Source organism: Hahella sp. HNIBRBA332, assembly GCF_030719035.1.
GTDB lineage: Bacteria > Pseudomonadota > Gammaproteobacteria > Pseudomonadales > Oleiphilaceae > Hahella.
The window spans coordinates 2910013-2936299 of the sequence record NZ_CP132203.1 but is presented as its reverse complement, the minus strand read 5'-3'; the positions used below and the strand labels follow the sequence as shown (position 1 = coordinate 2936299).

At 49.4% G+C, this 26287-nt stretch carries 22 protein-coding genes and 1 pseudogene; 12 read left to right on the top strand and 11 right to left on the bottom strand.

From position 1 onward, the window contains the following. Window positions 1-109 precede the first annotated feature (109 nt). The 6 genes from prsK to O5O45_RS13005 all read right to left on the bottom strand — a co-directional run bounded on the left by prsK (window position 110) and on the right by O5O45_RS13005 (window position 6785). Window positions 110-2212, bottom strand: coding sequence for an XrtA/PEP-CTERM system histidine kinase PrsK (gene prsK, locus O5O45_RS13030; RefSeq protein WP_305905650.1), 2103 nt, complete (start codon window positions 2210-2212; stop codon window positions 110-112). A gap of 38 nt (window positions 2213-2250) precedes the next feature. Then, window positions 2251-2508, bottom strand: coding sequence for a hypothetical protein (locus O5O45_RS13025; protein ID WP_305905649.1), 258 nt, complete (start codon window positions 2506-2508; stop codon window positions 2251-2253). A gap of 100 nt (window positions 2509-2608) precedes the next feature. Then, entirely contained in the window at window positions 2609-3562 is a 954-nt protein-coding gene (locus O5O45_RS13020; protein WP_305905648.1) for an SDR family oxidoreductase, read from the bottom strand. After that, on the bottom strand, window positions 3562-4377 hold the full coding sequence (locus O5O45_RS13015; RefSeq protein ID WP_305905647.1) for a lysophospholipid acyltransferase family protein: 816 nt from the start codon (window positions 4375-4377) through the stop codon (window positions 3562-3564). Before O5O45_RS13015 ends, O5O45_RS13020 begins: the two co-directional genes overlap by 1 nt. A 377-nt stretch (window positions 4378-4754) precedes the next feature. Then, complete coding sequence (locus tag O5O45_RS13010; protein ID WP_305905646.1) at window positions 4755-5609, bottom strand: YiiX/YebB-like N1pC/P60 family cysteine hydrolase; 855 nt, start codon at window positions 5607-5609, stop codon at window positions 4755-4757. Window positions 5610-5738: 129 nt separating this feature from the next. After that, window positions 5739-6785 (bottom strand): hypothetical protein, encoded by a 1047-nt coding sequence (locus O5O45_RS13005; protein WP_305905645.1) that lies wholly within the window; start codon window positions 6783-6785, stop codon window positions 5739-5741. A 178-nt stretch (window positions 6786-6963) separates the two neighbouring features. Between O5O45_RS13005 and O5O45_RS13000 the strand changes: the two genes are divergently transcribed. Then, window positions 6964-7371 carry a phasin family protein gene (locus tag O5O45_RS13000; RefSeq protein ID WP_305905644.1) on the top strand — a complete coding sequence of 136 codons (408 nt, stop codon included), beginning with the start codon at window positions 6964-6966 and terminating at the stop codon, window positions 7369-7371. Between the two features lie 34 nt (window positions 7372-7405). Here O5O45_RS13000 and O5O45_RS12995 read toward each other — a convergent pair whose 3' ends face one another. Both O5O45_RS12995 and xthA read right to left on the bottom strand, forming a co-directional pair. Next, on the bottom strand, window positions 7406-8026 hold the full coding sequence (locus O5O45_RS12995; RefSeq protein ID WP_305905643.1) for a TetR/AcrR family transcriptional regulator: 621 nt from the start codon (window positions 8024-8026) through the stop codon (window positions 7406-7408). Between the two features lie 123 nt (window positions 8027-8149). After that, entirely contained in the window at window positions 8150-8962 is an 813-nt protein-coding gene (gene xthA, locus O5O45_RS12990; RefSeq protein WP_305905642.1) for an exodeoxyribonuclease III, read from the bottom strand. 181 nt (window positions 8963-9143) lie between these two features. On the opposite strand from xthA, the gene O5O45_RS12985 reads away from it, so the two are divergent. Then, window positions 9144-10100, top strand: a complete 957-nt coding sequence (locus tag O5O45_RS12985; protein WP_305905641.1) for a YbgA family protein — start codon at window positions 9144-9146, stop codon at window positions 10098-10100. A gap of 45 nt (window positions 10101-10145) precedes the next feature. On the opposite strand, the gene O5O45_RS12980 is transcribed toward O5O45_RS12985, so the two are convergent. Then, window positions 10146-11546 carry an HD domain-containing protein gene (locus tag O5O45_RS12980; RefSeq protein WP_305905640.1) on the bottom strand — a complete coding sequence of 467 codons (1401 nt, stop codon included), beginning with the start codon at window positions 11544-11546 and terminating at the stop codon, window positions 10146-10148. A 271-nt stretch (window positions 11547-11817) separates the two neighbouring features. Between O5O45_RS12980 and O5O45_RS12975 the strand changes: the two genes are divergently transcribed. From O5O45_RS12975 to sixA, 4 genes are all read left to right on the top strand, one after another. After that, a complete protein-coding gene (locus tag O5O45_RS12975) occupies window positions 11818-12996 on the top strand; it encodes a SpoIIE family protein phosphatase (protein WP_305905639.1) in 1179 nt (392 codons plus the stop codon). A 3-nt stretch (window positions 12997-12999) separates the two neighbouring features. Continuing rightward, window positions 13000-13509 carry an STAS domain-containing protein gene (locus O5O45_RS12970; protein WP_216739185.1) on the top strand — a complete coding sequence of 170 codons (510 nt, stop codon included), beginning with the start codon at window positions 13000-13002 and terminating at the stop codon, window positions 13507-13509. Window positions 13510-13790: 281 nt separating this feature from the next. Continuing rightward, window positions 13791-14822 carry an NAD(P)H-dependent glycerol-3-phosphate dehydrogenase gene (locus tag O5O45_RS12965; RefSeq protein ID WP_305905638.1) on the top strand — a complete coding sequence of 344 codons (1032 nt, stop codon included), beginning with the start codon at window positions 13791-13793 and terminating at the stop codon, window positions 14820-14822. 11 nt (window positions 14823-14833) lie between these two features. Continuing rightward, window positions 14834-15295 carry a phosphohistidine phosphatase SixA gene (gene sixA, locus O5O45_RS12960; RefSeq protein WP_305905637.1) on the top strand — a complete coding sequence of 154 codons (462 nt, stop codon included), beginning with the start codon at window positions 14834-14836 and terminating at the stop codon, window positions 15293-15295. On the opposite strand, the gene O5O45_RS12955 is transcribed toward sixA, so the two are convergent. After that, a complete protein-coding gene (locus O5O45_RS12955; protein WP_305905636.1) occupies window positions 15292-16452 on the bottom strand; it encodes an aminotransferase class V-fold PLP-dependent enzyme in 1161 nt (386 codons plus the stop codon). The two genes, sixA and O5O45_RS12955, sit on opposite strands and share 4 nt — an antisense overlap. 508 nt (window positions 16453-16960) lie before the next feature. Between O5O45_RS12955 and O5O45_RS12950 the strand changes: the two genes are divergently transcribed. The 6 genes from O5O45_RS12950 (at window position 16961) to O5O45_RS12925 (ending at window position 24819) form a co-directional block, all read left to right on the top strand. After that, on the top strand, window positions 16961-17761 hold the full coding sequence (locus tag O5O45_RS12950; RefSeq protein WP_305905635.1) for a site-specific integrase: 801 nt from the start codon (window positions 16961-16963) through the stop codon (window positions 17759-17761). A 63-nt stretch (window positions 17762-17824) separates the two neighbouring features. Then, window positions 17825-18574 (top strand): IS5 family transposase, encoded by a 750-nt coding sequence (locus tag O5O45_RS12945; RefSeq protein ID WP_305905634.1) that lies wholly within the window; start codon window positions 17825-17827, stop codon window positions 18572-18574. Next, the gene (locus O5O45_RS12940) at window positions 18559-18972 is read left to right on the top strand and encodes a tyrosine-type recombinase/integrase (RefSeq protein ID WP_305905633.1); all 414 of its coding nucleotides are present in this window, start codon (window positions 18559-18561) and stop codon (window positions 18970-18972) included. The genes O5O45_RS12945 and O5O45_RS12940 overlap by 16 nt, the downstream gene beginning before the upstream one ends. Before the next feature lie 13 nt (window positions 18973-18985). Beyond that, entirely contained in the window at window positions 18986-22939 is a 3954-nt protein-coding gene (gmtZ, locus tag O5O45_RS12935) for a gamma-mobile-trio integrase GmtZ (RefSeq protein ID WP_305905632.1), read from the top strand. Next, the gene (gene gmtX, locus O5O45_RS12930) at window positions 22936-23535 is read left to right on the top strand and encodes a gamma-mobile-trio protein GmtX (protein ID WP_305905631.1); all 600 of its coding nucleotides are present in this window, start codon (window positions 22936-22938) and stop codon (window positions 23533-23535) included. Before gmtZ ends, gmtX begins: the two co-directional genes overlap by 4 nt. A 75-nt stretch (window positions 23536-23610) precedes the next feature. Further along, a complete protein-coding gene (locus O5O45_RS12925) occupies window positions 23611-24819 on the top strand; it encodes an IS256 family transposase (RefSeq protein ID WP_305900391.1) in 1209 nt (402 codons plus the stop codon). Window positions 24820-24840: 21 nt separating this feature from the next. Here O5O45_RS12925 and O5O45_RS12920 read toward each other — a convergent pair. Next, window positions 24841-25994, bottom strand: a pseudogene (locus O5O45_RS12920) (IS3 family transposase). Window positions 25995-26287 lie beyond the last annotated feature (293 nt).

The window sequence follows — 26287 nt, the reverse complement described above, 5'->3', positions numbered from 1 at the left end:
ATCCATGAACGGAGGTATGTAGTTTTTGGCGGTACATGTTAACAGGGAAATCCCCAAAGACAACAGAGGAAGAATGGCCTGTCAGGATATTTTACTACTTTGCTTGTCTTTACTGGTTAACCGCCTTCGTATTGCTGAATCCAGGGGTAGGAACGGCTGCGCCAACAATGGGAATTTTGATCGTAAAACAGGTCCCTACGCCAACTTGACTAGTCACATCGACCGACCCTCCGAGTTTGCGTATATATTCTCTGCTTTGGTATACGCCGATACCCATACCTGTTAACCCTTTGGTGCTTTCGAAGGGTTTGAACAACTGGCCTTTGATAAATTCATCCGTCATGCCGCAGCCGGTATCTTGTACAAACACGACGACCCAGCCGGCGCTACGTTTTACGGAAATGCTGACTTCGCCCGTTTTGTCCGTAGCGTCCTGTGCGTTTTGGATTAGGTGCACAAATACGCTCTTCAGTTTATCGCGGTCAGCGGTGATGGAAATTGCTGAACTTTCACCGCTGAAGGATGGGTGGGGCTCACGTTTGGACTCGTTGGCGATGACTTCCTTGATCAGGCCGACCAGATCAAACTGGGTAATTTCGTCTTTGGTGACGGGGTTCCTGATTTGCACCAGCAGATGGTTCATTTTTTTCAAGGCATGTTCGGTGGTGCGTATCATATCGTCAATGAAGACTGGGTTGGTTTTATGTTTCTCTGCATTGTTAACCAGTAACGATAGCTGGGCGATGATCGTTTTTAAATCGTGCACCATGAAGGCGGAAGTTCTATTTACCGCTTCAAACTGCTTCGACTCAGAAAGCCTGTCCTGAGTCTGCAGCAGCGCCAGATAGCCGCCAGCCTGACGGGCGACGATCTTCAACAGATCGTAGTTTTCCCAGTTGAGCTCTATTTTGGCGATGGGCTCTGCGATTAAGACGAAACCAAACAGACTTTCTCGAACGAACAACGGAACGATAAGCCAGGGCTTTTTGGTGTTCCAAATACAGTCAGGTATTTCCATGAGGTGATAGCGGGTAGGGTCGATCTGGTACTCCTTCAAATTAACGACCCAGTCGCCCTGACTCAAAAACTCTATCAGTTCGGAGCTAACGTCGATTTTGTCGAACTTGATTTCACCCATATTCCAGAAGGCTTTCGCCGAGAAGCTGTTGTCCTCATCTCTCAGCCATAAGGCGCCAGCATGGCTTTCGACCAGGTTGGACATGACCCGGATAATTCTTTTTTCCAGCGCTTCATCGGAATCTAGCGCGGTGAGTAAGCGGGTGATGCTCAGCCACTCTTCCCGGTAGTCATATTTGTAGTTAAAGAAGTGCTGGCTGATGAAGACCATCAATCGGGCGCGCAACCAGGCGGAGCTGCCCAGCAGCACCAGAATGATGGTGGAAGAGAAGAAGAAAATAATCAGCAGCGCTTCGGACCAGGAACCGCCCGCGGTATTGATGTAGTAGCCGCCGGCGGACATGATGAGGAGATACAGACCTGCGAACACGAGAGCGCTGGTATGGAAGACGAACTGTCTGGATATCTGTACGTCAATGGGTTGCTTGCGCGTGTTGACCATGGTGAGCGCAACCAGCGGTGCGCAGATAGTGTTTACAGCGCCTCGGGCATCCCAGAACGGGGCGGAGATCTTATTGAACAGCAGTGCGTCAGAATACAAAAAGAAGTCGTAAATATAAAAAGCGCCAATGCCCAGGCAGAGGTAGCGGATATTTGAGCGCTTATAGCCAGTGGCGTTGCGCCATACCTGTTCCAGCATGACCAGCCCCGCCAGGGAGACGCTGATTTGACCTAGCAGCAGCCATTGGCCCGAAATCAGCGGTTCGTCGGTAAAGCTGCGGGTGAAGCCCGCCACCAGCATGATCGCCAATACGCCGATGATAGACATTCCAAGCCAGTACTGGGTTGGCGTATTGCTCTTCCTGGGGCTGAGATTAATGCCCAGTATGATGAAAAGCACGCCAATCCAGGCTGCGTTGCGAACGACTTCCAGGCTGTAACGGGTGACGAAAGAGGGGGCCCCGATAGCCTGCTGCGCGGCAAGCGCTCCCAGCCAGATAGAAGTGACCAGGCAAGCGGTCAACAACGCTCTGTCCACAAGGCGGCGCATATAACCCCTTGCGAGCAGAAGCGTAATAAGAAAGTAAACCAGGGCGCCAGTTGCGTGACTGATGGCTCCGAAATTAATAACCATACTGCAATACTAGGCCCGTCAAAGATGTCAAAGTCAGATTAGATGGATTCGTCAAGTATGCTGAAGGAAATGAAGGCTGTAAATATCGCTGTGGCGACAATAACCGGCAGGGATGGGTTAGCCAACATAAACAGCCCGGATATTAACCAGACATTCCGCACTATTTTCTTCTTCCACTTATACAACCCTGTCGTTCGGCGCAGGCTCGGATGCCTGCTCGCTTCCTCTTCTGTCATGACTGCGCCTGGGTTGTAATATCGCTTCAGTGCGTAGTCCATCAGATCGAAGTGCCCCATGTCGACTTCTCCGCGTGTGCGTTCGCCTTAAATAAAAAGTCTAGTACATACGTGAAGAAGCCGCACAGGGCAAGTATGGGTCTACCGAAGGTTCTCAGCGTTACCCCTTTAAGTTACGGTAATAACTGAAAATTTCATCCAGTGAATATTTAGGGGTGAACCCGAAAGTCGACCTGAATAGTTGGCCGTCGATGATCACTGGATATTTGAAATAGTTCAGCAAATAGGACGGGAACGACTTAAGTTGCAGCATATTGCTTATCAGTCTTGGCGCAATAGGCGGAATGGACCAGATTGGGATTTTTACGCAATCGCAGCGGTCCAGCGCCTCTTGATAGGCGACCCAGTCTTCCGTCGCCACATTATAGATGCCTCGATGATCGCGGCTGTTGATGACGGCGACAATCGCGTCCGCCATGTCTTCAATATGGATGAACTGCATCATCGGGGAGAATCCCGCCAGCACAGGACAATATTTGCTTGAAAGCAGCAGAGACATGGTATTTCTGACGTCAGGGCCGACGATATTGCAGGGGCGCAGGACGGTGATGTTTAAATCCGGATACTTCCAGAGATAAATGTTGGCGAGATTCTCCAGCTCCACCGAGTCGATCAAGTCCATGGTCAACTCCGCAGCTTTGAGAGGAGCGCCTTCATCAATTAGCGCTGGGTTGTAAGCATTGGCGCCATAAACATGGTAGGTGGAGAGAATAATCACCTTGTGGATGTGGTATTTATGACACAGATCCAAAAGACGGTGGGAGCCAAGCACGTTGGAGTTGTAGCGGCGCATTCTGTTTTCTTCACTGGCGATCATTCTGCCGAGGTGGATGACGCCGGTGATTTCGTGCTTACGGAAAATGTCCTCGAATCCGCGCTTATTGACGTCGATCCGATAGCTGGGAACGTCATCGCCCAGATACACTTGTTCGCGGAAATCCACCGCGATGACTTTATATTTTTCCCGCAGGCGCGTAATGACCTGTTGGGCGAGAGCCCCGGCCGCTCCGGTAACAAGTAACTCTGGTTTGGTCTTTTTTCTTCTCGCTGCCATTAAAATACCCTTTTCCGTTCGTGCAGTCCCTTGTCGATCAGGCGGTTGACCTCTGTCTTCACTTTATCCACGCGTTTGGTCACTTCGTCTTCCGTAATATCTCCTGGCTCGAAATGTAGTGGTTCGCCAAAGTTCAAAATGACCTTCGCCGGGAAAATAAACGGAATTGCGATGGGGGCGTAAGGAATGCCCAGCATCTTCGCCAGCGGAGCGATATTGGCGATGGCGGGGATGGTTTCTTCACAGCCAACGACGCCAACAGGAATAATTGGTGCGTTATGTTGCATGGCGAGGTGCATGAAGCCGTTGCCGAAACGTTTCAGCTGATATCGATCCCTGTATAACTTGCCGGATCCGCGGACGCCCTCCGGAAAAACGATGATGGCTTCCTCCCGTCCCAGCATCTTGGCGCAATTAACGGGATCACCCAGCACCGCTCCCATTTGATTGAGCAGATTGCCAATGTAAGGAACCGTGGGGAAGAAGCGCTCGATCATGGCGCGGGGAATGCGGGGATTGATTTTGCGTGTGGCTAGCGCGTAGGCGATGAGAACGCCGTCGATAGGGAGCTGACCACTGTGATTGGCGACGATCAGCGCAGGTCCGGATGCGGGGATATTTTCAATGCCCTGAGTCTCAACCCGGAAATACTTCTCGAAGATGGGTTTGAAAAGAGCCATTGCGACGATGTTAGTGTCTACATTGAGACCCCAGGGATCGTATCCGAGAGTTCCGACAGGTTTTGCGATGTTTGTATATTGGCGCTCCAGTTCCTCTGAAACAAAAATCCTTCTTAAAAGGGGGCGTAATTTCATGTCATTTATCCTTGGCGACATTGCAGCGTTTTTCTTATGTCTTATGGGACGCTAGTATATCGATAAGGACGCATTGATGAAATCTGAAGCTGCATCATAAGCTTCTGATTTTGGCGCTAATTACTTTCGTTATATGAGTTTGTGAGCGAGATCAAAAAAACCCGAAACCCAGGGAGAGGCTTCGGGCTAGAGGTGTGAGTAGTATCCATGAAAGACTTCCTACATGACTGACCAGCAGGGTTGAGCAAGTCAGTCATCTTAAGTATTGATCTTTTACACATATTTACAAATTGAAAGAGGTTGTTTTTTAATCATATTTTCTTATAACAATATAAGAAGCCTTTCATGAATGATATATAGGCAGGCAGATGGATCAATTATTCCAGTTTATCCTGATAACCCGGTAGATCATCGATATAAAAGTTGCTCTCTTCGGGAGAAAGTTTCTCGTTGCCTTTCCATGGCAATAATCGATAGCGAGACTTGCTGTGCGAAAAGTCCACAAATGGGTACTTGATGATGTCGAAGTAGGGGGAGTAGTCAAAGTCACTGGGCGTACACAGTTTGGGGTTGCGGCGGAAAAGCTGGATACCCTGCGCAGAGGTCTTTTTGACCAGAGGAAGAATAGGGTACTGAATTGAGTTAAAGGCCTCCGCGATCATGGTGGAACAGACGGTTTCCGTCGGCAATCCAGGGTGAGAGCGAAACAGAGAGGAGCGCCAGCGTCGGGGCAGGATGGTCCAGGGCAGTAGAAAGCGAAACAGGTCGAAGATCTGGCGAATATTGTAGTTGGCGCCCAGTTGTCGGATAGCGTAATTCAGCACATTCTGCGCGTCCTGATAATTCAGCTCCCTGGGACGGCATATGCGGACATGGTCACGGTCGTAACTGGATAACGGCCGCACCACGGTGCCTCGGCCCAACTCACTTTCGACGATAAGCTGCACATTGGGTTGGCCATCGTAGTATTCGGAAATTCTCTTGCGCGTAAAGGGGCTTTCAACTTCATGTAGGCGACCGATATACAAGGCGGCGTGGGACCAGCGGCTTTGGGTGACGACCTTGATAACTTCGCTGACACGGGAGCGGCCTTCCACCAGAATGACGTCGCAGGGGCGGATCTCATGACGCAGGCGGTCGAAATTGCTCAAGGGGATCTCAGCGACTGGTTTTTCTTTGACCAGCCAATCCACAAGCGTGTCGAAAACTCCGGTTTTTATGCCCGCGCCCATTTTTTCTACTCTGCGCCCACCTGTGAAAATCCATTATGTGTTGATTGTGTCGCCAGTGACAGTTCTTATCACTTTATACTAAATATATAGCATGGGCTTTATATCGCCGCATAGAATGAAAAAGTGGGTTTATATATCTTTAACGCTTTTATCTACTGGACCTGCATTCTGGGCGGCTCGCAGCTCTCTTTTCCAGCTTTGCACCGCCACCTGTTCTTTAGACAGCTCAAGAATGTCGACAATGAGCTCTATCACTTGATTGTCCAACTGCATTAAGGCTCCGCCGCTACGCAGGTTAAGTTGCTCAAAGCTGCTTTTGACGCCCTCAATGTTGTCGGGAATCTCCAAGTCTTCCAGCAGGTTGGCGATGGTGCTGACTACGATGTCGGCGATGGTGTCCTCCAATCTGCCGGTGATATTGCTGCCAATAAACGGGATGGCGTTGACCCGTCTGAAATTGGCGTGGGACTGCATGGCGTCAGTGAGACTACGACGCAGTTTTGCGACGAGAGGATTGTCCGGGTTGGAGCGCATGTTGCCGGACAGTTGGGTCACCATGTGCGACCAGGTTTCCGCCAGCACGGGCAGTCTCGGTTCAACAATTTTTTCCGCAATACGCCGTCCAATCTCGGAGTCATGACGCAGGTCTTCCTGGATCCCGGAAATAACTTTGACTACCACTCGGTCGCTGAGTTCTTCCAGGAATACGTTGTAATAAAAGGCGAAAAACGTGAACAGTCGCGTGCTGGTGATGTCGATAATTTTATATTTGTGCAGGCGATAGATAATGGAAAAGATGCGCAGGAAGCGCAGTAACCGGGTGGATCCTAACGGTATGCAGCCAAGCAGGTCATACCAGTGCAGAAACGGAAAGAAGTACCAGCGCTCGAATGTTTTCTCTTTTATGGCGACAAACCAGCGCAGCATAAACTCCGAGATAAACAACGAGACGAAGGCGAGGTCCACCAATAAAAAGTTCTCATGCATCAACACCAGGGGCTCATGTAGCCAAGGCGTATAGTTGCGCGTCAGGAACTGCATCGCCGCTGTATCGAATAGAGCGTCAATAATGATCAGGGACAGGTTAATGATCAGCAAGAAGAGCATGAACAGATCGAGGGCGATCCATATTCCCTGGCGGCTTTGCCTGAGGTGCTCGTAGTCGACTTTTAGCAAACAGCGCTCCTTGAAGTTGTGTTTATTTAATTAGATAACACGGCTAGCCTATTTAATAAAGGCGTTCACGCACGTTAGTATGTCGCATTATTTGGTGCGAAGCGTTTAAAAAAATAGGCGCGTGGACGCGGTAAAACAGAATGGAAAATGGAATCGGCGGCGAATTGAGTGCACGACTATGACTGATCAGGACAACAACCCTAATTCTCCAAAGCAGGTGTCACAAAAAATAAAGGACTCAGCGCGGCAAATCTGGTTGGCCGGTCTGGGCGCCTACAATAAGGCGGAAGAAGACGCAGGCAAAGTATTTGAGAAGTTAGTTCAGGAGGGAGAAGAGTTGGAAAAGAAAACCCGGGGGGTGTTTGAAAAGCAGTTGAAGGCGGTTGAGGACCGGGTGGAAGAGGTGAAAGACAAGGCCAACACCACTTGGGATAAACTGGAGCAGGTCTTTGATCAAAGGGTTTCGCGCGCGTTGCACCGTTTGGGCATGCCTACTTATAAAGAGTTCGAGGCGTTACGCCGGGAAATCGAAGAACTGAAAGCGAAAATCGACGAGCTGGAGGCATCGAAAAAGAGCGGCGAGTAGAGTGGGAAGCGCTCTTAAATCCCATCGCTGGGCGCTAGGTGAGATACTCCCGGCTCATAGTCATCAGCGCCTGCCTTTCCCCGTCGCGGAGGTAGGGCGCCACCAGCGACATGACCTGATATACCCCATGCGATAAATCGATGTCCTGCGCGTCCGCGGGGTGGCGAATGAGGTCGAAACTTGGCCAGTAAGTAATGGTCAGAACGATATTGTTGCAAAGCGCTTCCAGTTCTTCACTGGTGCCGATCAGGATCTCTTGATCGCGAAGGCTGGAGCATATCGTCAACGAGGCTTCCGTCTTTTTATGAAGGATTTTTTTAAAGCGGGGGCGGATGCGCTCGTAGCGCTGCAGAATATTAACCAAGTCTTTATAGAAAAAGCGGTATTCGGCGATTCTTTCAAATATCAGATGCAGAAATAGCCACTGATCTTCAATACTGATCTCTACATTGGGGACGTCCAACAACTCCAGCATCTGCTGTTCAAAGCGCGCGAAAAGCTCATGCAGGATTTCGGTTTTATTTTTGTAATGGTAGTAAAGGTTGCCGGGGCTGATATCGAGTTCGTCCGCAATCTGCAGGGTGGTGACGTTGGGTTCGCCGAACCGGTTGAACAGGTCCAGGCTGATGTGGATGATGCGCTCCCTTGTTTTCATGCAACCTTTCTTAGCATCCTGTGGTTTCCAAGTCCCGATAATAATTCACTTTTCGTGTGTTTAAGGCAATTCCGGACGACGAAAATCGATAATCACACCCCAAACTCTATGGGATGAGTTGCGTCATCCCAGGTCAAAATCAGCCCAGATTGGGCAGTGGTCGGACGCTTTCTCCATTCCCCGAATCTCGTAGGATACGCCGGCGTCGACGCAGCGAGCGGCCAAGGGGCGAGTGGCGAGAATCAAGTCGATGCGCAGGCCGCGCTTGGGATCGTCCTCAAATCCGCGGCTACGGTAGTCGAACCAGCTGTAGCGGTCTTTGACGTCCGGGAAATGTTGACGGAATGTGTCCACCAATCCCCAGTCTAAAAGGCGGTTCAGCCATTCGCGCTCCTCGGGCAAAAAGCTGCACTTTCCGGTTCTTAGCCAGCGCTTCCGGTTCTCTTCGCCGATACCAATGTCGTTATCCGTATGCGAAACGTTCATGTCGCCCATCACCACTATCGGTTGATCCGGGGAGCGTTGTTTCAGGAAGTTCAGTGTTCCGGCGTAAAAGCGTTGCTTATTGGGGAATTTGTCGGGATGGCTTCGGTTCTCGCCTTGAGGAAAGTAGCCGTTGCAAACAACGAGGGTTTGGCCGCCGGCCGCGTACTCGCCGACAATCCATCGTTTATGAGCTTCCTCGCCGTCGCCTTCAAACCCTTTGAAGCAGCGCAAAGCCGGCTGTTTACTCAGTAGCGCGACGCCGTAGTGGCCTTTTTGCCCATAATATTCCGCCTGATAGCCCATTTCCTGAATGGCTTCCAATGGAAACAGGTCGTCAATGACCTTGGTTTCCTGCAGGCCGATGATGTCCGGCTGGTATTGGCTGATAAGTTCTTTCAGCTGATGAAGACGTGAACGTACGCCATTTACGTTGAATGAGACGATCCGCATGATAAGTACCTACCGGAAAAGGGAAATAGTTTCTACATGTTGCGGGCCAATATACCGAACAACGTTGTCTATATGAAGAACCAAATCCATGTGGAGGACGTATATAAACCATGCAGGTGGGAGTGGGATTTCTATCCCGCTGGTTGCGTCTCATAGGTTCATTGTTTCTTGGAGGCTGAAAGTGGAAAACGGCAAGCGCCCTCAGGTTGGCGTCAGCGCATGTTTAATGGGAGAGCAGGTCAGATTTGATGGTGGCCATAAGAAGTCTTCTTTGCTGACTGATCGGCTGCGGGATGTATTTGACTTCCAGGCTTTTTGTCCCGAAGTGGCTATCGGTATGGGCGCTCCGCGTCGTCCCATTCGCCTGATCGAACGTGATGGGCTGGTGAGGGCGGTAGGCTCGAAGAATGCGGATCTGGATGTCACTGACAAGCTGGCGAATTACGCCGTATCGCTGGAAGACAGAATTTCTCGTTTGGACGGCTATGTTTTTATGCAGAAGTCGCCCAGCTGCGGTGCCTTCAGGGTGAAGGTATACAATGAAAGCGGCGACGCCGTTATTGGCTCCAGGGCGGGAATATTTGCAGCGAAAGTAATGCAGACGCATCCCAATATGCCGATAGAGGAAGCGGGACGACTGAATGAGCCGGCCTTGTTGGAAAACTTCGTCGTCCGGGTCTGCTGTTATAGAGAGTGGAAAGATCAGGTTCTGGCCAGTCCTTCACCGGAAAGATTGCAGTTATTTCACCGCCGATATAAGTATTTATTGATGGCGCACCATCCCCAGGATCAAATTCAATTGGGCAATATTGCCGCTCAAGCCAGGGTGGGTGCGATGAAGGAGGCTCTTGCGCTTTACGAAACCGCTTTGATGCGTTGTCTGTCTCACCGGGCGCAGAGAAAAAACCACTTCCATGTCCTTATCAATATTTCCAAAGTGCTGCGCAAAACAATGAATGGCTGGCAGAAGCAAGAATGGGATGCGGTGCTGACGGACTATCGCGATGGCGTCATTCCACTGGTGGCGCCATTGACGCTGCTTAAACACTACTGCTCTGCGGCGCAAGATGGGTTTCTCGCTGAGCAGGCTTACTTGCAACCTTATCCCTCTCATTTGGGATTACGAAACGCTATCTAAGGGACGTATCGCCGGTTGATGGGGAGGCGATGCCTCCCCATGTCATCAAGGTTTGCGGTAAAAGTGGGCGATGGTTTCGTCTTCAAACTTATGGAAGAAGGTGCTTACGTCGCCAATGCGAGTGTAGCTAGGACGCGGGGTTCTTGGATCAGAAGACTTTTGCATGACCTTGATATCTTCGTAAGCGCCTTTGATCTTGGAGAAACGCGCTTTCAGCGCACAACAGACGACTTGTTCCGGCCGTAAATTATTGCGTTCAGCCAGCATCATTTTGATTGATTCCTGATCAACCGATTCCGTGCTTTCTTCCGTATGAAGATGGTGAGGACGAACTCGGTTTATCATCATTTGCGAGTAACTTTTCGGCTGCTTTCTGGCGAGCAGCCTGAATTGCTCCCAAAAGTAGTTATCCGTTAAGTAACAGAACTCGTCGATGTCAGTGAGGCAGGACCTCACATATTCGCCCACGTCTGGTTGACCGATTACTTCCTCCATCGCCTGCCGCAACAGCCAGTCAAAGCCTATGGAAGTCTTGTGTCCATAAACTTTGCGATACATCTGATGGCGGGAGTAGACGAAATCCTCCAGCGCGCCCAGGCCTTTGGGGGTGATGGCGAGGCCCATCCAATCAGACTCGGGATCCCAACCCACATGCAGATTTTTCAATAGATGATCCAGGTTGAAACCGCCTATTGTCACGGACGAGTGGAATCCGTCCCGCAGCATATAATCCGCGCGATCAGCGTCGATCTCACCGGATACAATCAGGCGTAGCAGGCGGACAATATGCCGCTCTGGCTGTTCGGGAGTCTCCGTAGAGCCACTGAGCAATGGCCAGATTAACGCCGCATGTCGTGAAAATTCCGCTGTCACCGCGCCGGCGGTCGTCTCCATCAAAGCGCTGACATCCAGGGCGGAAAAGGGCGATTGTCCGGCGCCTGGAGAGTGGAGGATTTCCCAGGCGCACCGAACGGAATAATGTTCATGCTCCAGCTTTTCGGGGCGCTCTGGATACAAGGCCGCCATGTCGCTGTCGCTTATATTGGCTTGCGCCCACAGACGCTGAAACGGTTCACTGGTCCCCAACATGGCGGCGATACTAGGGACTTTCGAAAACTGATGAGAGAAACTACTATGCCCGCAGTCGTGCAACAGGCACGCTAGCCGCGTCAACTTATTGAAAAAATCAATCGACTCTAGCGGCAGAGAGGAGGATGCTTGCGTGGTTCTGTGCCTGCGCATGCAGGATTCCATCAAGCCCCGGAACATTTTATGTCCAACATGCATGACGCCAATGCTATGTAGGAAGCGTGAATGGGTGGCGCCAGGAAACACCAGCGAAAGAATGTCGTTTTGGCAAATGTGGCGTAAACGTTGGAAAAGTGGGTGATCAATGACGCGAACTTCGTGCTCAAACAGCGTAATTGCACCATGTACGGGATCCATTATGAGGCGATCTCTGACGCCAAAAAGATCGTATAAGAACTTATCCATGCTGAATTATTAAGAAATTGGATAGAGAGAAATGCGTATAAAATCTCATAGGGGCAATTAGTATGATAATTCTAATTTTTGACATTATGTTGCAAATGTATCTTGCAGGTCGAGCGGTTGTCCGCTAAAAACAAAGTAACGAGCTACAATAATATTCACTATGCCAGCTGTCGACCTACCCCAGTGTATAAAAATAGCTTAATAAGTAAGTGGCGCATGAGCCATGGCTGATCTAGAGGAAGCCCTTCTCATAATCGACTCCGACGAGGATGTATCCCGTCACATGAAGGAACACCTTACATCCAAGGGGTTTCATGTGGTGCATTGTGCGTCGGTCAAGTGTTTTACGGATCTCAAAGCGCAGGTTAGTCCTGACATCATTATTGGCGATCTCACTTCGGACGACATTAAGTCGTTGTATTCCCTACTAAAAGACGTTCACCCCAGACCTCCCATCGTCATACATAGCAAGCGCGCAGGCGCAGAAGATATCTTAGGCGCTCTGCGATCTGGCGCCTCCGACTATATCGTCAAGCCTGTGGCGGATGTCGCGGTGTTGGACGAGGCAATTCAACGACAAATCGATCAAGTTCGCGTATATCGCGAAAATCAGCAATATCGATATGACCTGGAGCTAGCCAATAAAGAGTTGCGCGCAGGGCTGGAGGAGTTGCAGGCGGATCAGCGCGCAGGCCGTCATGTGCAGATGAAAATGCTGCCTGAACGGGAAGTGGAGTACGGCGGCATTCAATTTGATCATTGCATCAAACCGTCTCTATATCTTAGTGGCGACTTTTTTGATTATTTCCGTTTGAGCGGCGACAAAATTGCTTTCTATTTCGCTGATGTCTCCGGCCATGGCGCTTCATCCGCCTTCGTGACCGTGCTGCTCAAAAACCTGAGCAACCGGCTGCAACGCAACCTGCGCAGACAGTCCAGCGATGACATTTTATATCCGGACCGTTTTTTGAAGCGGGTCAACGCTGAGTTGCTGGATACGGATCTTGGCAAGCACCTGACGATGTTCGCCGGCGTCATTGACCTGCAAACCCGGATGTTGAGTTATTCCATGGGGGCCCACTTTCCCATGCCGGTGATGTCTGTGAACGGCGTCAGTCGTTATCTGGACGGAAAGGGACCGCCCGTTGGCTTATTTGACGATCCGGTTTATCCCTTGTACGAAGAGCCGCTGGCGCCGGGATTCTCCCTTGTTATCTGCTCAGACGGCCTGCTTGAGGTGATTAATGCCAAATCACTCGCAGAAAAGGAGCAAGCATTGCTTGAAACCGTGCAGGAGGCGCGTCACACTATACCTGAACTGGAAAAAGCGTTCGGGTTGAGGTGGATTACCGAATTGCCCGATGACATAGCAATCGTGTCTATTATGGAAACGACGGTGTAATTGATGTCAGGGTATAAAATACTCCAGGCGGAAAAGCAGGGTGTTTACGTACTGAAGTTTATCGGAGAGATCCGACTGAATTTGTGTTCTACATTGGACCATTTGATCGACGAGATGAAAGAGGATCAGTCTTTCATAACGGTGGTCATTGATCTTACTGAGACGAGTATTGTCGACAGTACGACGCTTGGGCTTCTCGCAAAGATTGGGATTTTCGCCAAAAAGCACCGCAAAATTCTTCCCACTATCGTATCCACCAACGAGGATATTACTCGCTTAGTGTTGTCGATGGGGTTTGATCAACTGTTCATTATTGTTGAAAAAGCCGCTACGGATATTGAGCATCTCTCAGAAATTCCGATACTGCTGGCGTCAGAGCAGGAAGTGCGTGAGAAAGTTCTCGCTGCGCACAAAGTTCTGATGGAGTTGAATGAGAGTAATCGAGCTGCCTTTAAAGACTTGGTGCAGGCGCTGGAATGTGATCAGGGCCCTGCATCTTCCGTATCGTACTAATTCCTGTTTTCATAAATACTGACGAGAGGGCGTTGCTGGTAAGCGCTCTCAGTCTCTCAGTACCTTCCAAATCATCTCTTCTCAGACTGTCATAACTTTTTTGTATAAGTATCTATAGCTAAGCTTTTAATCATGCTGCCTGCCTCCATATTCTGATTGTGGAGTGAAAGTTGGCGTAAGAGCCGGCGGCATATGGTTTCTAAACAACCGAAAAGTGTTAGAAAACTTCCACTTGGACGCTTACACTGGCGCTTAAAGACAACCTAAACACAGTTAGTTCTATGGAAAAATCACAAAAAGTCACTGTCCTTGGCGGCGGCAGCTTTGGTACTGCATTAGCGAATATTGCGGCGGGTAACGGCTACCTCACCGTTCTGTGGATGCGGGACCAAGAGCGCGCAGCGGAAATGAGCAAGACAGGGGAGAACGCCCGATACCTTCCCGGAGTGCGGCTGAACGAAAATCTTATCTGTACATCCGACATGGAAGAGGCGGTGGCGAACAGCGATTTGGTCTTGGTGTCTGTGCCGAGCAAGTCCTTCGGCGATGTGGTGCGGGATGCGAAGCAGTACGCCAAACCAGGGCAGTTCTGGTTGAGTACGACCAAGGGCATTGATGAGAAAGGCTTCAAGCTGATGAGCGATATCCTGCGTGAAGAGTTGACTGAGCAGGAAATTGGCGTAATCAGTGGCCCCAATCTGGCGAAGGAGATTGGGCAGGAAAGTCTGGCCGCCACAGTGGTCGCCAGCAACAGCGAGCCGGTAAGGACTCTGGTGCAGGACGTCCTTAGCTGTCGTTACTTTCGTGTTTACGCCAATGTAGACATGTATGGCGTAGAGCTGGGCGGCGCACTGAAAAACATATATGCGATTATTGCAGGGCTGGCCTCCGCATTAGAGCTTGGTGAAAACACCAAGGCAATGCTGATTACGCGCAGTCTCGCGGAGATGAGCCGTTTTGCGGTATTCATGGGCGCCAATCCAATGACCTTCCTGGGGTTGGCTGGCGTAGGCGATTTAGTGGTGACCTGTAGCTCGCCTCTCAGTCGTAACTATCGCGTTGGGTTCGCTTTAGGTAAAGGCGAGAAGCTGGAGGATACCGTGGCGGCGTTGGGGGAAGTGGCGGAAGGCGTCAATACCACTCGCCTGGTGCGGGACAAATCCCGGGAGTTAGGCGTGGAGATGCCTTTGGTGGAGGGGCTTTATAAGATTATTTATGAGCATTTCCCCATTAAAGAAGTGGTTTCCCAGCTTATGCTGCGGGAGCAAAACAGTGATGTCGAGTTTGTATTGCCGCGCTCGGAAGCCAATTGAGGGAATCTTTCATGCGAACCTGTTTTCTTATGCGCCATGGTGAAGCGGAAATGCGAGCGCCCTCGGACAGTCTGCGCGAGTTGACTGCGTATGGCCGCACGCGCACACGAGAAGTCGCGGAACGGCTGGCGAGCCATCATGAAGGGGAGTTGACGCTATTGCATAGCCCTTATGTGCGCGCTGCTCAGACTGCCGAAATAGTGGCGGAAATATTTTCCCGGATGACGTCGGTGCATGTGATCGAGATGGCGACCCCTGATGACGACCCCAGGGCGTGTCTGACTGCACTGGAGCCATTTGCAAGTCAGAACTTTATTCTGGTTACTCACATGCCTTTGGTGGCGGCGCTTGCTGCGTTGCTGGAGCATGGCGGCGCTTTCCCATCCACCGGGTTCCAGACCAGCGAAATTCGTGAATACGAAATGCCGGTCTGGGGGCTGGGGTGCGCGATGGAGAAAAGCCGTATTTATTAAGCCAGTAGCTCTTTCAGCACCCGAGCGGCAGTTTCCAGATCTTTTTTCCTGGTATAGAAGTGAGGGGAGAAACGAACGCCGCCGCCACGGGATGCGCAAATGACGTTTTTATCCATCAACTGCTGGTGAAGCTCAGGCATACTGCGTCCCTGGATGGTGAAGGTAAGAATACCGGCGCAACGGTCTGCATTGTTTGGCGTGATGAATTCAATGCCATCGATGTCGGATAGCAGGGTTTTCAACGTGGAGACATTGTCGCTGATTTTTCTATAAACCTCTTCAATGCCCACTTCTGCTAACAACGCCAGACTGGCTTCGAGAGCGAAGATTCCCAACATGTTTGGACTGCCGCACTCGAAGCGGGTTGCATTGGGCGCAGGCTCCCAGGTGTCTTTGCTGTAATCGCCCCGGTCTTTCACCATATGCCAGCCATATTGGGTGAGTTGCAGGCTTTCCAGGCGCTGTTTGTTAACGTAAAAAACGCCAAGGCCTTCTGGCCCTAACATCCACTTATGACCATCCGCCATTAAGAAATCGATATTGTCCCGCTGAACGTCGGTGGGGCAAACTCCCAGGCTTTGAATGGCGTCTACGCAGAACAGGATGTTTCTGCGCTTCAGTTCGGCGCCCAGAGAGGTCAGCTCCATCTTCAAGCCCGTGCCGTATTGCACGGAACTGATGGATACGAGGCGCGTCTTTTCAGAAAGGGCGTCCAACACTGCCTGTTCTGGCGTTTCGGCCTGCATCAGTTTGGCTTGCACGACGCGGACGCCAAATTTTTCCTGCAGGGACTCCCATACAATGCGATTGGAGGGGAACTCTTGATCGGAGATCACCACTTCGTCGCCCGCTTTCCAGTCCAGGCCGTAGGCGACGAAAGACAACGCCTCTGATGTGTTCTTAACCAGCGCGATCTCATTGATGCTCTCGGCGTTTACCAGATCTTTGAGCAACAAACGTAATGAACGTTCTTTTTTTAGCCACTCTGGATAGTGGGTGGCGCCAGTCTTGAGGTTTTCCCTGGCGAACGTTTCGATGGCGGCTACGGCGCGCGAAGGCCAAGGGGCGACTGCTGCGTGGTTGAGGTAGGTGATGGACTCGTCCAGAGGAAATTCATCGGCGACCAAGCGGTCAAAAGAGGCTTTGTCTAAAGGCATGGGTAATATCCGCGTTTTGTCGCCGTAGCGGCGACGTTTATTCCGTTATAATGGGCGTCTTTAAAAGGAGGACTCTAGTATGGGGGCTATCCCGATTCAATACGTAGAACCTGTTTTCAGACCCCCCAGTGAGGCGGGATCACTGATATTGCAAGTCACCAATGGCTGTTCCTGGAATCAATGTTTGTTCTGTGATTAGTACTATCTTTATTCGGTACCAAAAGTGCAGTTTTTGACTAATATTAGTGGATGGCTTTCCGCTTTTTAAAGAGGAATTTACCAATAGTAGTAGTACCAAAGTACCTAAATACTAAAACAGATGACGCCAATCAAAGTCAACGCAAAGGTCAGGATCGATAACACTGGTCTCCGTCTTGAGCTTCCTGTATTGGTTGTTCGAGGAGGCATTCTCAAGAGCCATCTCAAATATTTGATTAATTTTAGGAACCGATCCAGGAGCTGGATCGATCGGAGCGTATTTGCAGTAAAGCTATTGTTGGAGTTTTGGGTGGCAAACCAAGATGCAATACCAGATCCCAAGCATATGTTCAGAGAGTTTTCTTTATCACTTTACACAGGGACCATTGGCGAAGAGGGCGATGATCTGTCTGGTTTGAGGTGGCAACCTAGGAAGGAGTTGGATGCCAGGCAACTGGTTGGTCACGTCACTCACTACTGCGATTGGTTGGCTGAGGTTAATGAGGATGGGGGGCTCTGTATAAATCCGAAGATAGTCCCAGACAGCGTTGGCGATCGGATGAATCTTGCCGCCTACTACCATCGAAAGCGGAATGCTTTCTTGTCTCATCTTTTGGTTAATAAGCCTGCCAATAACCAACGATTTGTTCGACTCCCGCTGCGACAAGTCGTAAAGAACCAGGAGGCCGCCAAGTCTTTTCCTGAAAACCGGATGGGAGATTTACTTACGCAAGGGTTTATTCGTCGGGGATATGCCGGCTCACCCGATTTAGCTGAGCGACTTAATCTGCGGGATATTCTTATTACGATGCTGATGTACTATGGCGGCCTGCGTATTAGTGAATGTTTTCAAATATGGCTCGATGATGTGACGGTAGTTGATGGGCAATGTATTGTGAAGGTTTATCACCCAAGCCAGGGATTGGCTCCTGATGGAAAAAGTAATCGCGCCACTTATCTAAAAAAACATTATGACTTACTTCCACGGCAACTGTACCGCAAAGGAAGCTCATTCCATGCAGGTTGGAAGGGGCCTATGCTAACTAGTTCCACAGGCCAGTTTTTTGTTTTGCATTGGTTTCCCCTAGGGCGTGTTGACGTTTCGTCATAGGTGATAGATAGGCGCAAACTCGTCATATTGCGGTTCCCACACCAACAACAAGACGAGTTTGCGATGCCCCGATTGATGCTCAGTGACGAGCTTTGGTCGAAGCTGAAAGAGATCATGCTGCAAGAGCGAATCTATAACAAGCCCACACTACGAATGATGGTGGAAGGCATGTTGTACCGAATGCGGACGGGGTGTCCCTGGCGAGACTTGCCAGGGCAGTTTGGCGACTGGAATTCGGTGTTCAAAAAATTCAATTCCTGGTCTGCCCAAGGCAAGTGGTTGAGGATCTTCCGGGGCTTGATCCGCGAGCCGGATTTGGAATGGGAGTTTATTGATGGCAGCTATGTGAAGGCCCAACAGCACAGCGCAGGAGCCTGCACGGAAGAGTCTCAGGCGATTGGTAAGAGTCGGGCGGGCAATACCACGAAAGTGCATCTGGCCGTGGATGCCTATGGTCTTCCTGTGGAATTTGAGATCACAGGAGGCGAAGTCAATGACTGTACGGCAGCGGCGGAGTTGATTGAAAAGCTTCCCTTGTCAGAAGCGGTTGTCGGAGACAAAGGCTACGACAGTGAACGAGTGCGGGCACAGATCGAAAGGAAGGGAGCCAGGGCCGTGATACCGAGAAAGCGAAACTCAGTCAAAGGCAATGACGATATGGATTGGGGTTTATACAAGTGTCGCCATTTGGTGGAGAACGCCTTCGCCCGACTCAAGCAGTACCGGGCCATCGCGACGAGGTATGACAAGTTGAAGAGGAACTATGAAAGTATGGTAGCCATGGCTTGTGGGTATTTATGGCTGCCGATGTGAAACGTCAACAGACCCTAGAAGCTGGAGAGCGGTTTAAACTCCTTTGGGGGCTTTATCTGAAGCATCAGTATGTAAACACCAAAACACATCCATACGCTTTCACTGTGGCTTCTGGCCGCCCACTTTCTATTAAGGCATATACAGCGAATAGAAAGAGAGCAGTAGAGCGAATCGGATTGCAGTATTCAAAAAAAGCAGGTACGACGCCTCATGCCGACAGACATTCTTATGGCCAAGCTCTGGCTAGAGCAAAGCTAAGTCCGGAAATCATCAAAACGGCAATGCACCACAAATCCTTGGAGTCTCAAGCGACTTACACTGAGCCTACTGAGAAAGACATTCGCAAAGCCTTTATGGCTGCTGAAAGGGCTCTGAATTGTACACGAGGTAGTATCTAGTATATGAAAAGTAATGATGAAGAGCCTATATCCTTCACTTTCTGAGGCGAGGAAAGCCGCCCAACGACTGGGTGTCACTACTTGGGGTGAATATAATAAGCGCTATAAAGAAGATCCATGCCTGCCTTCCTGCCCAAATAAAGTTTACGCTGAGGAATGGACAGGTGCCTCGAATTTTTTTGGCAAAGAGAGCCCGTTTTATCCCACGTTGGCGGAGGCGCGTACAGCCGTCCAACGACTGGGCATCACTACTAAACTAGAATACCAAAAGTACTATAAAAAAGATCCGTACCTGCCTTCTAATCCAAACCGAATATATGCTAAGGAGTGGTTAGGCTTCTTGGATTTTATTGGAAAAGAGAGTCGGTTATATCCCACGTTGGCGGAGGCGCGTGCAGCCGTCCAGCGACTGGGTATCACTACCTGGAATGAATATAACAAGCGCTATAAAGAAGATCCGAGACTGCCTTCTAGCCCAAACGCAATATACGCTAGGGAGTGGTTAGGCTTCTTGGATTTTATTGGAAAAGAGAGTGGGTTTTATCCCACGTTGGCGGAGGCGCGTGCAGCCGTCCAACGATTGGGCATCACTACTTGGAATGAATATAACAAGCGCTATAAAGAAGATCCGAAACTGCCTAGCCACCCAGACGCAACATACGCAACATGGGCTGGCGCCTTGGATTTTTTTGTCAAAGAGAGCCCGTTTTATCCCACGTTGGCGGAGGCGCGTACAGCCGTCCAACGACTGGGTGTCACTACCTGGAGTGAGTATAGAAAGCGCTATAAAGAAGATCCGAGACTGCCTAGCTGCCCAGACGCAATATACGCAACATGGGCTGGAGCCTTGGATTTTTTTGTCAAAGAGAGCCCGTTTTATCCCACGTTGGCGGAGGCGCGTGCAGCGGTCCAACGACTGGGCATCACTACCTTGAGTGAATATAAAAAACGCTATGAAGAAGATCCGTGCCTGCCTTCTAGCCCAAACATAATATACGCTAGCGAGTGGTTAGGCTTCTCAGATCTTTTTGTCAAAGAGAGCCCTTTTTATTCCACGTTGGCGGAGGCGCGTGCAGCCGTCCAACGACTGGGTATCACTACTTGGGGTGAATATAACAAGCGCTATAAAGAAGATTTGTACCTGCCTTCCAGTCCAAATCGCATATATGCTGAGGAATGGACAGGCGGCTCGAATTTTTTTGATAAAGAGAGCCCGTTTTATCCTACGTTGGCGGAGGCGCGTGCAGCGGTCCAACGACTGGGTATAACTGCTTGGAGTGAATATAAAAAACGCTATAAAGAAGATCCGTGCCTGCCTTCTTGTCCAAACGTAATATACGCTAGGGAGTGGTTAGGCTTCTCAGATCTTTTTGTCAAAGAGAGCCCATTTTATTCCACGTTGGCGGCGGCGTGTACAGCGGTCCAACGACTGGGCATCACTACCTTGAGTGAATATAAAAGACGCTATAAAGAAGATCCATGCCTGCCTTACCTTCCAGATAAAGTCTTTGCTGAAGAATGGATAAGTTATCAAAACTTCTTGGGAGTCAATGATGACCCTTTCTCCTGTGCATTTAGTGTGTTCAAAAAAGCTTGCCCTGAGTGGAAACTTGCTGTTGAGAAATATATTACGGAAAGTCGAAGTCAGTCTACAAAAATAACTCACTTACGTGCATTCTTGACTGAAGTGGTAGTTCCTTCGAACTTCACTAAGTCACCAAGTGACCTTTTAAATATTGATTTTCCATTCCCCAAGAAAATCTATGAAGCATATGTGAATAATACTGGGCCAACTGGAAAAAAGGTTCGTCATAACATCTGCCTGTACTTTTTTGATTGGTTGCTTGACCATTACTGTTCAGAAGAAAACGTATATGGAGAGCGGATCCGCTTGCCGGGCTTCAGGAACCCTCTAGTTACGCTAATGGGCCACTTGGCGGAACTTATTCAACACTGCCGCCCTTCCGAGTCAGTTAAGCCGGTTCTACCAATGTCAGTCATAGTGAGAGCCAGAAACTGCCTTATACCTAATGGCTGCCATTACTTTTCAGATCTATTTGGTTTGCATACATTCTTAAATGATGCATGGTTTGTTGTCGACCCTTCAATTATTGATTTGAATGACCGAGATTGTGTGTGGCGAAATAGTGTTCTGGATCGTAAACGGGGAGATATACGATATAGAGAGAGAGTGACTCAGGTTTGGTCGCCAGTGAAACTGGTTGCTCTTTACACCTTATTGATGACGCCATTGCGAGGTCAGCAAATTTGCTGGTTGGATAGTGGTGAAGCTGATGAGGAAATACCTGTGCTTGATGGTCTTGGTATTAAGTGGGTAAAAAATACTTCTCACATAAGAAGGTCTGGTAGACAGCAAGGTTTTTTAAAAAGGTATCCAGAAAATCAACTCGGGATGTTCATAACTACTAACAAAACTGGCTCTTCTAATAGTGGCTATGCAGTTCCATACATAGTCGATGAGCTCGCATACTGGGTTATTCGACTTCGAGAGTGGCAGTCCAAATATAATCCGCTCAGTGAGCTGACCAAATGGACCCAAATTAAACTTAGACAAAGGATAAATAAAGATATTCTTAAAGTAAGAGGCAACCAAGCTTTCCTTTTTCGAGATCCTTGCGGTGGCGACATAAGTCGAAAGTCGCCTATTCAGAGCACTACTGCCTTCTCGCAAAGCTTACCAGCGTTACTTGCCTCGATTCAGAGCCCAAATGAAGAATTGGTTGAGTACCAACCGGAAAAAAAATCCTTTGTTAGTCCGTTTACGCCGCATTGCCTACGTACCAGTATGATCACTGCTTTTATTGTAGACGGTGGAGCTCCACCTGCCGTTGTGATGAAACTAGTTGGGCATGCGACACTTGTTATGACTCTCTATTACGCCAAAGTCGGTCCATCAAAGATGAGGGCTGAATTGGCTGAGGCTGAGAAGCGGGCGCTGCAGGAAAACGTAGATCGGTTGTCAGATTTGGCATTTACAAAAGAAATTGAGTCTGCAAAACCTCACTTAATCGCCATGGATCGTGATTTTATGGACAAAATCGATGCGTCTTGGCCCCTGGCTGCCTACCAGTTTATGGACTGGGGAATATGTCCAATGTCGGGGCAGGGGTGCGATAAGGGAGGGCAATTGATTATTCATCGTCAATTTGAGTCAATCTATGCACCCGTTGAGGCAGGTTATCTAGGGAGGCGAAACTGTCCACGCTGTCGTTTCTTCATTACCGGACCAGCATGGCTGGGAGGCTTGCAGGCGCTCGTAAACGAAATAATTCTGGAGATTAATTCTGTTCGTCACGAATATCACGATCTCGTTGAGAAGCAACGAAAACTTGAGGACGATAAGTATGACGCAGAAAGTGAGGGCAAAGAGTTTGGCAATTTTAGCGAACTCAATCAGACAACCGCCGCATTGGAAGAGCGAGCTCACAAGCTGGATATGTTTGTGACAGACTTTCAACACGTATATAGGCTGATTCAGCAATGTGTTGAGCTGCTTAACCAAGGTGAGAAATGTGAAAGTAGTAATAAGAATCAACTCATTATCTGCGAACAGGGAGCAATCGATTTCGCTCTTGAGGAATCCCGTTCTGAATTTCGGCTATTGTCCTCAATTTGCTGCGACGCAGAAATTTATCAAGCAAGCAGCTCTTCCAGGGCCGTACCAAAACTGGCGCAAATGATAGATGCGTTCGTGGAAAAAAATGGTTTTGCACCAGGTTTATTTAAACTATCTGAAGCGCAGCAGAGAAACGCTGCAAACCAAATATCAAGGCTCCTGCTAAAGCGATTAAATGATGATTGGAATTTGGCTGAGAGATTGGTCATAGGAGAAATAGGACTCTCTGATTTAGATTCCGAAGAGGCCCTGACCCCCTTAAGGGAGGATATTGCTCGCGCTTTGCGTGATGAAGAGTCGACCTTTAAAAAGTTGGGAGTGCTTAAATGATAGATCTTAATCCACATACTGTTTTTGAATCGCTGTGTGAAAGAATGAAAACAAGGCGTAGCTTGCGCTCTTTGGAAGCTATTCACGAAGTTTGTAAGATGCATAAAGAAACAGGCGCTACAGACTTCAGAGTTGCAACGATAGTTCGTTTAGGGGAAGGAAAAGGCGTTCCTACAGTGCAAACCATAAAGAATAAAACTGGTGAACCTTATAGGACGTTGATTAAGGCATGGCAACACACTGTACCTAAACCAAAGCGGACACGTGCTGCTGATGAATGGATTTCAGAAATCCAGGACCCTCGCTTGCGATTTCTGGTGGAAGACTTAGCTGCAAAGAACAGAAAGCTGGAACGAGAGATTCGGGAATTCAGCCGCCTCGAGCTTAAAATTGACCTTAGAGAGTCTGTAATAGCGAAAGATTTACCAGATTTCATAGACTCTGAATTTGATGCTTTGAAGGGGGCAATAGATAGAGAGTTTTTTAAAAAAATGGGATGGACATCTGACACACGAGGGCGTGTTTGTGATGCTGATGGCAATAGAATCTATGGACCAGATTATATTACTGCAATAGAAAAAATACTCATACTTTGACCTTGGAGACTGTAATTTAATTTGTGTATCTGCCTATCACTAGTACCCTATAGCGGGGTTAAGGATAGGTAGACAATGAACCAGAAAGAATTAGAAGCATTTGCCCGTGAGGCAGCCAAATCTCTGAAAACAGAAAAGGATCTCAACGAGTTCCGTCAGATGCTCACCAAGGCGACCGTGGAAGCCGCGCTCAATGCAGAGCTGGATGTGCATCTGGGATACGAGAAACATCAATCTTCAAATTCAGACAATAGCCGTAACGGCTATTCCAGCAAGACCCTCCGTACCGAGGACGGTCAGTTTGAAGTTAATACTCCCAGAGATCGTCAGGGCAGCTTTGAGCCTCTACTGGTCAAGAAGCAGCAGACCCGCTTCACCACCATGGACGACAAGATTCTCAGCCTCTACGCCAAAGGCATGAGCACCCGAGAGATCGTGGCCACCTTTAAGGAAATGTATGGCGCGGATGTCTCTCCCACCTTAATCTCCAAAGTCACGGATGCCGTGATTGAGCGGGTGGTGGAATGGCAGTCTCGTCCTCTGGATGCGGTTTATCCCATCGTATACCTGGACTGTATTGTGGTGAAGATCCGCCAGGATAAGCAGGTGATCAACAAGGCGATCTATCTTGCCTTGGGAGTGAATCTGGAAGGTCACAAAGAACTGTTAGGGATGTGGATCTCTGAAACCGAAGGGGCGAAGTTCTGGCTTAATGTGCTGACCGAGTTACAGAACCGGGGCGTGAAGGACATTCTGATCGCCTGTGTGGATGGTCTGAAGGGTTTCCCCGAAGCGATCAATACCGTGTATCCCCAAACCCGGATACAGCTCTGTATCGTGCACATGGTGCGCAATGCGGTGAAGTATGTGCCATGGAAAGACTATAAGCCGGTCACAACAGATCTGAAGCGGATCTACCAATCGGCCACCGAAGAGGAAGCCCTCTCAGAGCTGGACAAATTTGCCGAACGATGGGATGAGAAATATCCCCAGATCAGCCGATCCTGGCGGCTTCACTGGGAGAATCTCAACACTCTGTTCCGCTACCCGGAAGACATTCGCAGGGCCATCTACACGACCAATGCCATTGAGTCCCTTAACAGCGTCATTAGGAAAGTGATCAAGAAACGGAAGCTGTTCCCCACGGATGATTCCGCGAGAAAGGTGGTGTATCTGGCGATCATGGATGCGTCGAAGAAATGGACGATGCCGATCAGGAATTGGAAGTCAGCGCTGAACCGATTTATGATCGAGTTCGAAGATCGCTTAACGGAGTATCTTTAATAACCAGGCAGATACACAGAATTATTTACAGGGTCGACACTGAGAGTTTTCATAATTAACCGGCGACATATCATTGTTCGCCGTATGCAGTCTTTCGAGATTGTAATATCTCATGTAGGCTGCGACATCCTGCTTCATGTGCTCCCGGGTAGGCTGAGGGATTTTTAATATCCAGTCATGCTTAAGGCTACCAAAAAAGCGCTCAACCACCGCATTGTCCCAACACGCTCCCACATCACCCATACTCGCCCTGATTTCATACTTTTCCAGCAGTTTTCGATAATGTCCGCTGGTGTACTGAGAGCCCCGGTCGCTATGGAATACCACGCCCTTGGGCGGCTTCCGCAAATTGTAAGCCTTGATCAGCGCCTGGCTGACCAGGCTTGTTGTCATGCGCTTGTCGATGCGCCACCCGACGATCCTTCGGGAATATAAATCCATGACAATGGCCAGATACATCCAGCCTTCTCCTGTTTTTAGATAGGTCACATCGCCAGCCCAAACCTGATTGGGCGCAGTAGGATTAAAATTCTGATTCAACAAGTTATCCGCAACCGCATGATGGTGCTTGCGCCTTGTCGTGGCCTTGTAAGCAACACGTTGAGTGACCTGAAGACCCAACCTCTTCATGAGCTTGCGAACCCGATAACGCCCTATCTGAAAGCCTTCTTCGCGTAGCTTCTTCATCATCTCCCGACTGCCCAGACTGCTTCAAGAAGCTTTAAACAGTCGCTTCATTCGCCGATGCAGATGAAGCTCATCAAACCGGATCACCGGCGCGCGGCGCCGACGCCAGGCATAGTAGGCTGATCGACTTGCACGCAGAGCCCGGCAAAGCACTTTCAATGGGATGCGACTCGACTCTGCTTGAATGAAGGCGAACTTTATTTCATTTCTTTCGCGAAGAAGGCCGAAGCCTTTTTTAGAATTTCCTTTTCCATGCGCAGCTCTTTGTTTTCTTTGCGAAGCCGTTTTAACTCGGCGCGCTCGTCTTCAGCCAGAATCTGGTTTTCAAGCTGAGCTTCAATTTTTTCCTTCCACTTGTAGAGCATATTGGCGCTAATGCCGAGGGATTTAGCCGCTTCTGGGACGGAATAACCTTGGTCGCGCACCAAGGAAACGGCCTCTTCTTTAAACTCTTTTGTATACTGCTTATACGACCTTTTCTGACTCATGCTGACACCTTAATTGTTGACGGGTATTGTCTCTTATTAATGTGTCCGGGACTATTAGACCACTACATCGTTCAGTGGTGCTCCCATCTATTACCACAACATACAAATCGAGGAATACCTTGGTCCTGGCTGGAGCGTAGATGAATTAGGGATATGGCGCTTACTGGGCGAATGGACGATGGGGACATTTTGCCATAATACTCAGTGTATTAAAGGTTGATATTACTGACGGGGCTACGGATTCAGGATGTGGACCTGCCTGCGGAAAGTGCTGTTGACTATGAGGCTGCATA

Excerpts from the sequence above, each read along its gene's own strand:
- prsK (WP_305905650.1), bottom strand. The coding sequence starts at position 2,212 with ATGGTTATTAATTTCGGAGCCATCAGTCACGCAACTGGCGCCCTGGTT.
- O5O45_RS13025 (WP_305905649.1), bottom strand. The coding sequence starts at position 2,508 with ATGGGGCACTTCGATCTGATGGACTACGCACTGAAGCGATATTACAAC.
- O5O45_RS13020 (WP_305905648.1), bottom strand. The coding sequence starts at position 3,562 with ATGGCAGCGAGAAGAAAAAAGACCAAACCAGAGTTACTTGTTACCGGA.
- O5O45_RS13015 (WP_305905647.1), bottom strand. The coding sequence starts at position 4,377 with ATGAAATTACGCCCCCTTTTAAGAAGGATTTTTGTTTCAGAGGAACTG.
- O5O45_RS13010 (WP_305905646.1), bottom strand. The coding sequence starts at position 5,609 with ATGGGCGCGGGCATAAAAACCGGAGTTTTCGACACGCTTGTGGATTGG.
- O5O45_RS13000 (WP_305905644.1), top strand. The coding sequence starts at position 6,964 with ATGACTGATCAGGACAACAACCCTAATTCTCCAAAGCAGGTGTCACAA.
- O5O45_RS12995 (WP_305905643.1), bottom strand. The coding sequence starts at position 8,026 with ATGAAAACAAGGGAGCGCATCATCCACATCAGCCTGGACCTGTTCAAC.
- xthA (WP_305905642.1), bottom strand. The coding sequence starts at position 8,962 with ATGCGGATCGTCTCATTCAACGTAAATGGCGTACGTTCACGTCTTCAT.
- O5O45_RS12980 (WP_305905640.1), bottom strand. The coding sequence starts at position 11,546 with ATGGATCCCGTACATGGTGCAATTACGCTGTTTGAGCACGAAGTTCGC.
- O5O45_RS12975 (WP_305905639.1), top strand. The coding sequence starts at position 11,818 with ATGGCTGATCTAGAGGAAGCCCTTCTCATAATCGACTCCGACGAGGAT.
- O5O45_RS12970 (WP_216739185.1), top strand. The coding sequence starts at position 13,000 with ATGTCAGGGTATAAAATACTCCAGGCGGAAAAGCAGGGTGTTTACGTA.
- O5O45_RS12965 (WP_305905638.1), top strand. The coding sequence starts at position 13,791 with ATGGAAAAATCACAAAAAGTCACTGTCCTTGGCGGCGGCAGCTTTGGT.
- sixA (WP_305905637.1), top strand. The coding sequence starts at position 14,834 with ATGCGAACCTGTTTTCTTATGCGCCATGGTGAAGCGGAAATGCGAGCG.
- O5O45_RS12955 (WP_305905636.1), bottom strand. The coding sequence starts at position 16,452 with ATGCCTTTAGACAAAGCCTCTTTTGACCGCTTGGTCGCCGATGAATTT.
- O5O45_RS12945 (WP_305905634.1), top strand. The coding sequence starts at position 17,825 with ATGCCCCGATTGATGCTCAGTGACGAGCTTTGGTCGAAGCTGAAAGAG.
- O5O45_RS12940 (WP_305905633.1), top strand. The coding sequence starts at position 18,559 with ATGGCTGCCGATGTGAAACGTCAACAGACCCTAGAAGCTGGAGAGCGG.
- gmtZ (WP_305905632.1), top strand. The coding sequence starts at position 18,986 with ATGATGAAGAGCCTATATCCTTCACTTTCTGAGGCGAGGAAAGCCGCC.
- gmtX (WP_305905631.1), top strand. The coding sequence starts at position 22,936 with ATGATAGATCTTAATCCACATACTGTTTTTGAATCGCTGTGTGAAAGA.
- O5O45_RS12925 (WP_305900391.1), top strand. The coding sequence starts at position 23,611 with ATGAACCAGAAAGAATTAGAAGCATTTGCCCGTGAGGCAGCCAAATCT.